The sequence below is a fragment of the Rhizobium sp. YTU87027 genome, from assembly GCF_050644135.1.
GTDB lineage: Bacteria > Pseudomonadota > Alphaproteobacteria > Rhizobiales > Rhizobiaceae > Rhizobium.
On record NZ_CP098440.1, the window covers coordinates 3467936 to 3477500 of the forward strand.

At 60.4% G+C, this 9565-nt stretch carries 9 protein-coding genes (1 of these 9 only partly in view); 4 read left to right on the plus strand and 5 right to left on the minus strand.

Annotated features, from left to right (window positions below; all coding sequences use genetic code 11):
- Positions 1-22 precede the first annotated feature (22 nt).
- From NBG89_RS17115 to NBG89_RS17125, 3 genes are all read left to right on the plus strand, one after another.
- Positions 23-970, plus strand: coding sequence for a DUF1402 family protein (locus tag NBG89_RS17115; protein WP_431322726.1), 948 nt, complete (start codon positions 23-25; stop codon positions 968-970).
- A 53-nt stretch (positions 971-1023) separates the two neighbouring features.
- Positions 1024-2436: a cytochrome P450 gene (locus NBG89_RS17120; protein WP_431320919.1), complete on the plus strand. Its 1413-nt coding sequence runs from the start codon at positions 1024-1026 to the stop codon at positions 2434-2436.
- Between the two features lie 89 nt (positions 2437-2525).
- A complete protein-coding gene (locus NBG89_RS17125) occupies positions 2526-4697 on the plus strand; it encodes a malate synthase G (protein ID WP_431320920.1) in 2172 nt (723 codons plus the stop codon).
- A 74-nt stretch (positions 4698-4771) separates the two neighbouring features.
- Here the strand turns inward: NBG89_RS17125 and NBG89_RS17130 are convergent, their stop codons facing one another.
- Both NBG89_RS17130 and NBG89_RS17135 read right to left on the minus strand, forming a co-directional pair.
- Positions 4772-5458: a L,D-transpeptidase gene (locus NBG89_RS17130; RefSeq protein ID WP_431320921.1), complete on the minus strand. Its 687-nt coding sequence runs from the start codon at positions 5456-5458 to the stop codon at positions 4772-4774.
- 54 nt (positions 5459-5512) lie between these two features.
- The gene (locus tag NBG89_RS17135; RefSeq protein WP_431320922.1) at positions 5513-5641 is read right to left on the minus strand and encodes a hypothetical protein; all 129 of its coding nucleotides are present in this window, start codon (positions 5639-5641) and stop codon (positions 5513-5515) included.
- Here NBG89_RS17135 and NBG89_RS17140 point away from each other — a divergent pair.
- Positions 5640-6134, plus strand: a complete 495-nt coding sequence (locus NBG89_RS17140) for an MmcB family DNA repair protein (RefSeq protein ID WP_431320923.1) — start codon at positions 5640-5642, stop codon at positions 6132-6134. The two genes, NBG89_RS17135 and NBG89_RS17140, sit on opposite strands and share 2 nt — an antisense overlap.
- A gap of 2 nt (positions 6135-6136) precedes the next feature.
- On the opposite strand, the gene NBG89_RS17145 is transcribed toward NBG89_RS17140, so the two are convergent.
- The 3 genes from NBG89_RS17145 to hrpB all read right to left on the minus strand — a co-directional run.
- Positions 6137-6712, minus strand: coding sequence for an ActR/PrrA/RegA family redox response regulator transcription factor (locus NBG89_RS17145; RefSeq protein ID WP_037116872.1), 576 nt, complete (start codon positions 6710-6712; stop codon positions 6137-6139).
- Positions 6713-6781: 69 nt separating this feature from the next.
- Positions 6782-8092: an ActS/PrrB/RegB family redox-sensitive histidine kinase gene (locus NBG89_RS17150; RefSeq protein WP_431320924.1), complete on the minus strand. Its 1311-nt coding sequence runs from the start codon at positions 8090-8092 to the stop codon at positions 6782-6784.
- A 27-nt stretch (positions 8093-8119) separates the two neighbouring features.
- Positions 8120-9565 carry the 3' portion of an ATP-dependent helicase HrpB gene (hrpB, locus tag NBG89_RS17155; protein WP_431320925.1) on the minus strand. Its footprint extends 1011 nt past the window's final position, so only the last 1446 of its 2457 coding nucleotides appear in the window; its start codon lies beyond the right edge, outside the window; it ends in the stop codon at positions 8120-8122.

The window sequence follows — 9565 nt, forward strand, 5'->3', positions numbered from 1 at the left end:
TGAATCGATGGGAACGCTGATAGTGCGACGCCTTCTGACAAGTCTCTTGATTGCTATTGCCGTGCTGACCTCGGTGCCGGCTTTTGCCATGCAAGTGGTGCCGCCAGGCAATCGTCATGCCGAGCAACCCGATGTTCCAGGTGCATCGGTCCGCCGCACGAAGGGCACGAAGACCTCGTTCGATCGCAAATATGAGAAGGTCCATGACCTCTTGGCGTCGGATCACGAGCTGATGGCCAAGATCAAGAAGGTTTCGGCCGCTTACGGCATCGACCCCATCCATGTGATTGGCGCGATTGTTGGCGAGCATACTTATAATGTCGATGCCTATGACCGCTTGCAGTCCTATTATGTGAAGGCTGCGTCCTACGCGGGCGAGAACTTCCGCTTTGCCTATAATGGCGAGGACGTTGACGACTTCATCGAGCGGCCGCAGTTTGCCGAATGCAACGGCAAGGGCGATTCCTATACGCTGTGGAGCTGCCGCGAAGACGTCTGGGAACGCGACTTCCGCGGCAAGAGCGTCGGCGGCGAGAGCTTCCCAAACAACCGCTTCAGCGCGGTCTTCTTCCAGCCCTTCTACGCCGGTCAGACCTTTGGCCTCGGGCAGATCAACCCGCTGACGGCGCTGATGCTCTCGGACCTCGTCTCCAAGGTGTCGGGCTACGAGAAGCTCAGCGAGAAGGATGCCGGTTCCGTCTATAAGGCGATCATGGAGCCGGATGTCTCGCTCGCCTTTGTCGCCGCCTCCATCCGGCGCTCGATCGACGACTACAAGCAGATCGCCGACATGGACATTTCCAAGAATCCGGGACTGACCGCCACCCTCTATAATGTCGGCAATTCGCGCCAGCGCGCGGCCGCACTGGCGGCCAAGAACCGCGCTTCAGGCGAAACCGTCTGGCCGGAGGAAAACTATTACGGCTGGTTGGTCAACGACAAGCTGGACGAGCTGGAGCGCCTGCTCTAGCTTCCGCCTTGCCGGGAAGAGTTCAGAATCTCCCGCGAAAAGGCTGAGTTCCCATGGACATGCGTCCGGATCCCTTTGTACCGCCCGCACCGTTGCCCCGAACGGTGCCGCCGAGTCGGCTTGAGATCATTCGCACCATCCTGCGCAACCCGCTGGAGCTCTGGGGTGAGCCTTCCTACACGTTGCCGTGGATTCAGACGCGGTTCTTTCGTGAAAGAACCCTGATCGTCAACGATCCCGGCCTGATCCGCCATGTTCTGGTCGATAATGCCGCCAATTACCGCATGTCGGATATTCGCCAGCTTATCCTGCGTCCGATCCTGCGTGATGGGCTGCTGACGGCGGAAGGGGACGTTTGGAAGCGCTCCCGCAAGGCGGTTGCACCGGTTTTCACGCCGCGCCATGCAAACGGCTTTGCCGGGCAGATGCTTCGCCAGTCCGAGGATTATGCGAGGAAATACGAATCTACCGGCAGAGATGGCAAGGTCTTCGAGATCGCGGCCGACATGACGGAGCTGACCTTTGCCATTCTCGCCGATACGCTGTTCTCAGGCGAGATCGTCACCTCCTCCGATAGCTTTGCCGATGACGTCAACGCGCTCTTGCACCGGATGGGACGCGTCGACCCGATGGACCTTTTGCGAGCACCGTCCTGGGTTCCGCGTCTGACCCGTATCGGCGGTCAGAAGGTACTCGACAAGTTCCGAAATATCGTGCGCCAGACCATGGACGCCCGGCTCGCCCGGATGCGGGCCAATCGCGCTGCCGCGCCGGACGACTTTCTGACCTTGCTTCTCGAGCAGGCCGAAAGCGGCGGGCTGACGAACGACGAGATCGAAGACAATATTCTGACCTTCATTGGCGCTGGCCACGAGACGACCGCGCGTGCGCTCGCCTGGACGCTCTATTGCGTCGCCAACACGCAGCACATCCGCGAGGCGATGGAGGAGGAGATCGATCGCGTGTTGGCGCAGGATGTCGAGCCGGTGAAGTGGCTGGATCTGATGCCTTACACGCGCGCTGCCTTCGAGGAAGCGCTGCGGCTCTATCCGCCGGCGCCGTCAATCAATCGCGCCGCCATCGCCGCCGATCGCTGGATCGACGCGAAAGGGGAGACGGTCGAGATCGAGCCCGGCGTCACCATTCTCATCATGCCATGGACGCTGCATCGTCACGAGCTTTATTGGGACAAGCCGCGAGCATACATCCCGGAACGGTTCCTGCCGGAGAATCGCGGCAAGATCGGGCGTTTCCAGTTCCTGCCGTTCGGTGCCGGTCCGCGGGTCTGCATCGGCGCGACCTTCGCGCTACAAGAGGCTGTCATAGCGCTAGCGGTGCTCATGCACCGTTTCCGCTTCGATATGACGGAGCAGACGAAGCCCTGGCCCGTTCAGAAGCTGACGACCCAGCCGCAAAACGGTCTGCCGATGCGCGTTACGCCACGGTCTTTTTCTAAATCGGCATAAATCTTTCGAACTATTGCATAATTGACTATGAATGAAAGCCGGGCAAAGTGGCAGCATGCGAAAGCGTCGTGGGTTTTAGGAGACATTGAATGAGCCGCATCGATAAAAACGGTCTTGCTGTTGAAGCCGTCCTTCATGAGTTCCTGGTGAAGGAAGCGCTGCCGGGCCTGAAGATCGATGCAGACAAGTTCTTTGCTGATTTCTCGGCCATCGTTCACGATCTGGCGCCGCGCAATCGCGAGCTGCTCGCCAAGCGCGATGCACTCCAGCTTCGCATCGATGACTGGTACCGCCAGCATGGCGCACCGAGCGACATCGAAGCATACCAGACGTTTCTCCGCGACATCGGCTATATCCTGCCGGAGGGCTCGGATTTCCACGTCACGACCACGAACGTCGATCCGGAAATTGCCTCGATTGCCGGTCCTCAGCTCGTCGTTCCCGTGATGAATGCGCGCTATGCGCTAAATGCCGCCAATGCTCGCTGGGGCTCGCTCTACGATGCGCTCTACGGGACAGACGCGATTCCCGAAAGCGACGAGGCCGAAAAGGGCAAGGCCTACAATCCGAAGCGAGGCGAGAAGGTCATTGCCTGGGTTCGTGATTTCCTTGACACAGCCGCGCCACTGGATAGCTGGAGCTGGAAGGATGTTGCGACCTTTGCTGTCAAGGAAGGTGCTCTCGCCGTCACCTCGACCGACGGCGAGCATGTTTCGCTGACCGATGCGGCACATTTTGCCGGCTATCAGGGTGATGCCGCGGCGCCGTCTCGCATTCTGCTCAAGAACAACGGCATCCACATCGACATCGTCATCGATGCCTCGACCGCGATCGGCAAAAGCGATCCGGCGCATATCTCCGACGTCTGGCTGGAATCGGCGATCACGACGATCATGGATTGCGAGGACTCGGTTGCGGCCGTCGACGCTGAAGACAAGGTCGTCGTCTATCGCAATTGGCTAGGCCTCATGAAGGGCGACCTTCAGGAGGAGGTGTCCAAGGGCGGTTCGAGCTTCATCCGCAAGCTCAATTCCGATTTAAAATACAACGGGCCGACCGGTACGCCCTTCGAAGTGCATCGCCGCTCGCTGATGCTGGTTCGCAACGTCGGCCATCTCATGACCAATCCGGCAATCCTTGATCGTGACGGTAACGAAGTGCCGGAAGGGATCATGGACGCGATGATCACCGGCATGATCGCGCTCTACGACGTCGGCCCGAACGGCCGCCGCAAGAATTCCCGCACCGGTTCGGTCTACGTGGTCAAGCCGAAGATGCATGGTCCTGAGGAAGTTGCCTTCGCCGCCGAGATCTTCTCACGCGTCGAGGATGCGCTTGGCATGGCGCGCAATACCATCAAAATGGGCATCATGGATGAGGAGCGCCGGACGACCGTCAACCTCAAGGAATGCATCCGCGCCGCCCGTGAGCGTGTGGTTTTCATCAATACCGGCTTCCTGGACCGCACCGGCGATGAAATCCATACATCCATGGAAGCCGGGCCGATGATCCGCAAGGGCGACATGAAGCAAGCCGCCTGGATCAGTGCATACGAGAACTGGAACGTCGATATCGGCCTGGAATGCGGCCTTTCCGGCCATGCGCAGATTGGCAAGGGCATGTGGGCCATGCCGGATCTGATGGCGGCGATGCTGGAGCAGAAGATCGCGCACCCGAAAGCCGGCGCAAACACTGCCTGGGTTCCTTCTCCGACCGCCGCGACGCTGCACGCCACCCATTATCACCGGGTCAATGTCGGCCGCGTTCAGCAGGGTTTGAAGGATCGTGCGCGCGCTAAGCTCTCCGATATTCTTTCAGTTCCCGTCGCGGTTCGTCCGAATTGGACACCGGAGGAAGTTCAGCGCGAACTCGACAACAATGCCCAGGGCATATTGGGTTACGTTGTTCGCTGGGTCGATCAGGGCGTCGGCTGCTCCAAAGTGCCTGACATCAACAATGTTGGCCTTATGGAGGACCGTGCGACGCTGCGCATCTCCGCTCAGCATATGGCCAACTGGCTGCACCACAAGGTCACCACCGAAGCACAGATTGTTGAAACGATGAAGCGCATGGCCGCGATCGTGGATCAGCAGAATGCATCCGACCCAGCCTACACACCGATGGCTGCAAATTTCGACGGTTCGATCGCCTTCCAGGCGGCACTTGACCTGGTCTTGAAGGGCAGGGCGCAGCCGAATGGCTACACAGAGCCGGTCCTGCATCGCCGCCGCCTCGAGCTAAAGGCCACGCAGGCGATCTGACGAGAATACGCAATAGAAAAGGCCGCCGAAACAATGTTCCGGCGGCCTTTTTAATACCCTATTTCAGCGACAGCTTACTGGATAACGATGACCTTCGAGGTCGTCTTGCCCGGGCGTACGCGGTTGTAGAGATCGATAACGTCCTGGTTCATCAGACGAATGCAGCCAGAGGAAGCAGCGGTACCGATCGAAGCCCATTCCGGCGTCCCGTGCAGACGGAAGAGGGTGTCCTGACCCTTTTCGTTGAAGAGATACATGGCACGCGCGCCGAGCGGATTGCTGAGGCCGGGGCCCATGCCATCCTCAACATATTTGGCGACTTCGGGCTTGCGCTCAGCCATTTCCTTCGGCGGATGCCAGGTCGGCCACTCCTGCTTCCAGGCGACATAGGCAGTGCCTGCCCATGCGAAGCCCTGCTTACCGACGCCGATGCCGTAACGCATCGCCTTGCCGCCGGGCAGGATGTAATAGAGGAAACGCTCGCGGGTATTGACGATGATTGTGCCCGGGCGCTCGGTGGTTTCGTAAGAGACGATCTGGCGGCGGAATTGCGGCTTGACCTTCTGGATCGGGATCGCCGGCAGCGAATATCCGGCATCCGTCGTCACGCCGTAAGCGTCGTCGAAGATCTGCGCTGTTTGGACGGTCGGCCCCGGCGCGACCTTGTCTTCAACGGAGGCGCTCTCGGTAGTCGAGGAGCAACCGGCCAGAGCGAGCGTCGCCATCAGGCCGAATACAGGAAATGCATTGCGGATGCGCATGGATGTCTCTTAGGAAATAGGCAAGGGAGGAACGGTCTTTTGAACCATCTTTGATTATGGTTTATTTTCGATTAACTTTGCCTTTGCAAGCCGTTGCAGTGCGGCAAAACCAATACGCAGCGGCAAATTAGAAGCGCATGGTTTTTTTGCAACAACGCGCGCGCCAAACTCACGGTTATCCATGACGATTTTGAGTGTTTACAATAACAATCCGTTAATAGACGGCCGGCAGTCGGACAGAGCTATGTTGGTCCGCCGCGGGACTCAGATTTTACTTCACGAAATGCGTCACGCCGTGTTGCCCGAACTGTCGCTCGCGAGCGGACGGCGCGCGGATCTGATCACCATTTCGGAGAAGGGAGAGATCTGGATCATCGAGATCAAGACCTCGATCGAAGACTTTCGTGTCGACCGCAAGTGGCCGGACTATCGCCTCCATTGTGATCGGCTGTTCTTCGCGACCCACAAGGATGTTCCGCTCGATATCTTCCCCGAGGATTGCGGCTTGTTTCTCTCTGACGGCTACGGCGCCCATATGATCCGCGAAGCGCCGGAGCACCGCCTTGCACCCGCCACCCGCAAATCGGTCACCCTGAATTTCTCTCGCGCAGCCGCCCAGCGCCTGTTGATGGCCGAATGGGCTAACGGGAAGCCTTTCGACGTGGACGATATGTAGAGTTATTTAGGAGCGCGCTTGGCAAGAATCCGCTGCAACGTGCGGCGATGCATGTTGAGCCGCCGTGCTGTCTCCGAAACATTGCGCTCACACATCTCATAAACCCGCTGAATATGCTCCCAGCGCACCCGATCGGCCGACATTGGGTTTTCCGGCAACTCCGCTTTCTCTCCGGCCCGCTGCGTCAGCGCGGCATAGACGTCGTCGGCGTCAGCGGGCTTCGCCAGGTAATCGACGGCGCCGAGCTTCACCGCCGTAACGGCCGTAGCAATATTTCCGTAGCCGGTCAGGACGATGATCCGCGTATCGTCCCTACGCTGTCGGATGGCCTCGATCACATCCAATCCATTGCCATCGCCAAGTCGCAGGTCGACCACCGCGTATTTCGGCGGATGGCTCTTTGACTTGGCAACACCCTCGGCAACCGATTCGGCTGTCTCGACCTTGAAGCCGCGCGTCTCCATGGCGCGTGCCAGGCGGCGTAGGAACGGCCCGTCGTCATCGACGATCAGCAGGCTGGCGTCTGGACCAATATGATCCGCATCTGCAAGGGAGGATTCGTGGTCAAGCTCGTTCATGTTCGTCAATCCCGGCAATCGCCTGCCTGATATAAGTCAAGTTTCCCGTTTTTCATTATGCCGATAGCGTCATTTTGTCGAATTTGCATCGATCAGCATGCGCGGCCATTCGACACGGACACGCGCTCCTGCCGCCTCCGGCATGCGGTTCTCGAACACCAGCGACGCGCCGGATCGCTCCAGGAGCGTCTTGGCGATGAAGAGCCCCAGTCCCAGCCCGCCGGCTCGGTCTTCCCGCTGTCTCTTGGTGACGTAGGGCTCGCCGATCCGGGTCAGAATATCCGAAGAGTAGCCCTCGCCGTCGTCCTCGACCGTGATGCGGACCCTTCGTGCATCGTGCTCGACCGTCACTGTGACCTTGTCGCGCGCGTAGTCGACGGCGTTTTCGATCAGGTTGCCGAGCCCATACATGATGCCGGCATTGCGGTCGGTCACGGGCTCGCCCTTGCGCGGGCTCTTCTCGATCAGTTCGAGCTTGATCCCGAATTCCCGATGTGGCGCCACAATCTCTTCCATCATCGATGACAGTGGCAGCCGCCGGAGATGGGCTTCTCCTTCAGCGGAGAGTGTGGCGAGCCGCCTCAGGATGTCGCGACACCGCTCGCTCTGGCTGCGCAACAGCTGCACATCCTCGCGAAAGCGATCGTCATTCTTGAGTTCCCGTTCCATTTCCTTGGCAACGACGCTGATAGTGGCGAGCGGCGTTCCAAGCTCGTGTGCGGCGGCGGCCGCAAGGCCGTCCAACTGCGAAAGGTGCTTCTCACGCTGCAGCACGAGTTCGGTTGCCGCCAGCGCATCGGCCAGCTGGCTCGCTTCCATCGAGACCCGATATGCGTAAAAGGCGGCAAAGGCCATGGTTGATGCGATCGAGCACCAGACGCCGAACTGCATCACGGTGTGGACATTGATCTCCACCCCGTCGAACCAGGGCAAGGGAAAAGGCGAGAAGGCGAGGATGGTGATGCAGACCATCGCAATGAGAATGAGCACCGTGCTGAAGCGGATCGGCTGCGACGCAAAGGAAATGATGACAGGAACGCAGACAAGCGCGGCGAAGGGATTGGCAAGGCCGCCAGTGATGAAGAGCAGTGCACAAAGCTGAAGAAGGTCGAAACCGAGCAGCGCGAAGGCCGCGCCCGGATAGAGCCGATGGGTCGGCGGATAGCGGATCATCAGGTAGAAATTGACTGCTGCCAATGCTCCGATCAGCACCGCGCATGCAACAAGCGGGAGCGGAAACTTCAGCCAGAAGGCGACGATGAACACCGTCACGGCTTGGCCGCCGACCGCAAGCCATCGCAGCCGCACGAGCGTCTGCAATCTCAGGCGCCTGCTACTATGCCTGTCCTCTTCCGACGAACTCTCGACATTGTCGACCATCTGACATCCCTTGAACCGTACCAGCGGTCATGTACCACGAGGTTTGACCCTTGTCGTCGGCATGGCGTCTTCAGGCTGCTCGGGCCAGGGGTGCTTGGGATAGCGGCCGCGCATGTCGGCGCGCACGTCCTTCCACGAGCCGGCCCAGAATCCGGGTAGATCACGGGTCGTTTGGATCGGCCGGTGTGCCGGCGAGGTCAGCTCGAGAAGCAGCGGCAGTCGTCCGCCGCCGATTGCCGGATGCTGCTTAAGGCCGAAGAGTTCCTGCACACGGATCGTCAGCGTTGGTTCCTCGCCGTCATATTGGATCGGATGCCGCTGCCCCGTCGGTGCTTCGAAATGCGTTGGCGCGAGGCGTGAAAGATCCCGCTGCATCTCGTGCGGTATCAGCGCCATCAACCCGTTCGAAAGACCCGACGGGGAAATGTCGGAAATCCCCCGAGCATCCATCTGGTAGGGAATGAACCACTCATCGAGCCGCGCAAGCAATGCTTCGTCGCTGACATCGGGCCATGGATCGCCAATGCTGTGATGAAGAAAGCCGATGCGCTCGCGCAGCTGCATGGCTTCCTTGGAAAAAGGCAGCTGTTCCAACCCCAGCTCGCGCACACCTTCTGCCAGTGCACGGCTGGCAGCTTCGCCGGTTGGACGAGGCAGTGGCGTCTCGTCGAAGACAATGGCGCCGAGCCGGGTCGCCCGCCTGGCTCTGACCTGCCGGCTCTGCCGGTCGAAAAAGATCTGATCGCCGGTTGAAATTGAACCGGGCAGGTCTTCTTCGATGTCGGCCCGAGAAACCTCGGCTGCCGCCAGGATGCGCCCCTGCGCCGCCCGGCCCGTCAAATCTGCGATGACGAGCATCGGGCTGCCGGCGAGCCGTTCGGTCTCCGGCAGGTCCGCGCCACGCCCATTCGCCATGAGGAACCGGCCTCTGCCGCCGCGCTGCAGCCCGATTCGGTCAGGGAAGGCGTGCAGCAGCAGCCGTCCCGTCTGGCTGGGTTCCGTCGCCTTGGCGACATCGAGACCCTTGGCCAGTCGAGCCGCCAGCTGACGCGAACCTTCGGCGCGATCGCCGCGCTCCGACCGGAAGCGTCGCATCCGCTCCTCGAGGTCTATGCTTGGGCCGCCGAGGCCCTGTTCGGTCAGCAGCACGGCAAGGGCTGCCGCGTCCCTAGCATGCCCCGTCTCCCCGGCCGAGATCACCATGGCGGCCAGACGCGGTGGCAGCGCAAGGTCGCGCATCATCTTCCCGCGCGCCGTGAGTGCGCCGTCCTTGTCAAGCGCGCCGAGTTGCAGCAGCAGCGCCCGCGCCTCCGATAGCGTCGTCTCCGGCGGCTGGTCGACGAAGGAGAGCGAGCGGGGATCCTGCACGCCCCAGTGGGCAAGATCGAGAACCAGACCGGAGAGATCGCTGGAAAGTATCTGCGGCGGCGTGAAGGCCGGCAGGGCGGCGGTCTGCCCCTGATGCCAGAGACG

Bases quoted from the DNA above. Each gene is read 5' to 3' on its own strand.
- NBG89_RS17120 (WP_431320919.1), top strand. From the start codon at position 1,024: ATGGACATGCGTCCGGATCCCTTTGTACCGCCCGCACCGTTGCCCCGA.
- NBG89_RS17125 (WP_431320920.1), top strand. From the start codon at position 2,526: ATGAGCCGCATCGATAAAAACGGTCTTGCTGTTGAAGCCGTCCTTCAT.
- NBG89_RS17130 (WP_431320921.1), bottom strand. From the start codon at position 5,458: ATGCGCATCCGCAATGCATTTCCTGTATTCGGCCTGATGGCGACGCTC.
- NBG89_RS17140 (WP_431320923.1), top strand. From the start codon at position 5,640: ATGACGATTTTGAGTGTTTACAATAACAATCCGTTAATAGACGGCCGG.
- NBG89_RS17135 (WP_431320922.1), bottom strand. From the start codon at position 5,641: ATGGATAACCGTGAGTTTGGCGCGCGCGTTGTTGCAAAAAAACCATGC.
- NBG89_RS17145 (WP_037116872.1), bottom strand. From the start codon at position 6,712: ATGAACGAGCTTGACCACGAATCCTCCCTTGCAGATGCGGATCATATT.
- NBG89_RS17150 (WP_431320924.1), bottom strand. From the start codon at position 8,092: ATGGTCGACAATGTCGAGAGTTCGTCGGAAGAGGACAGGCATAGTAGC.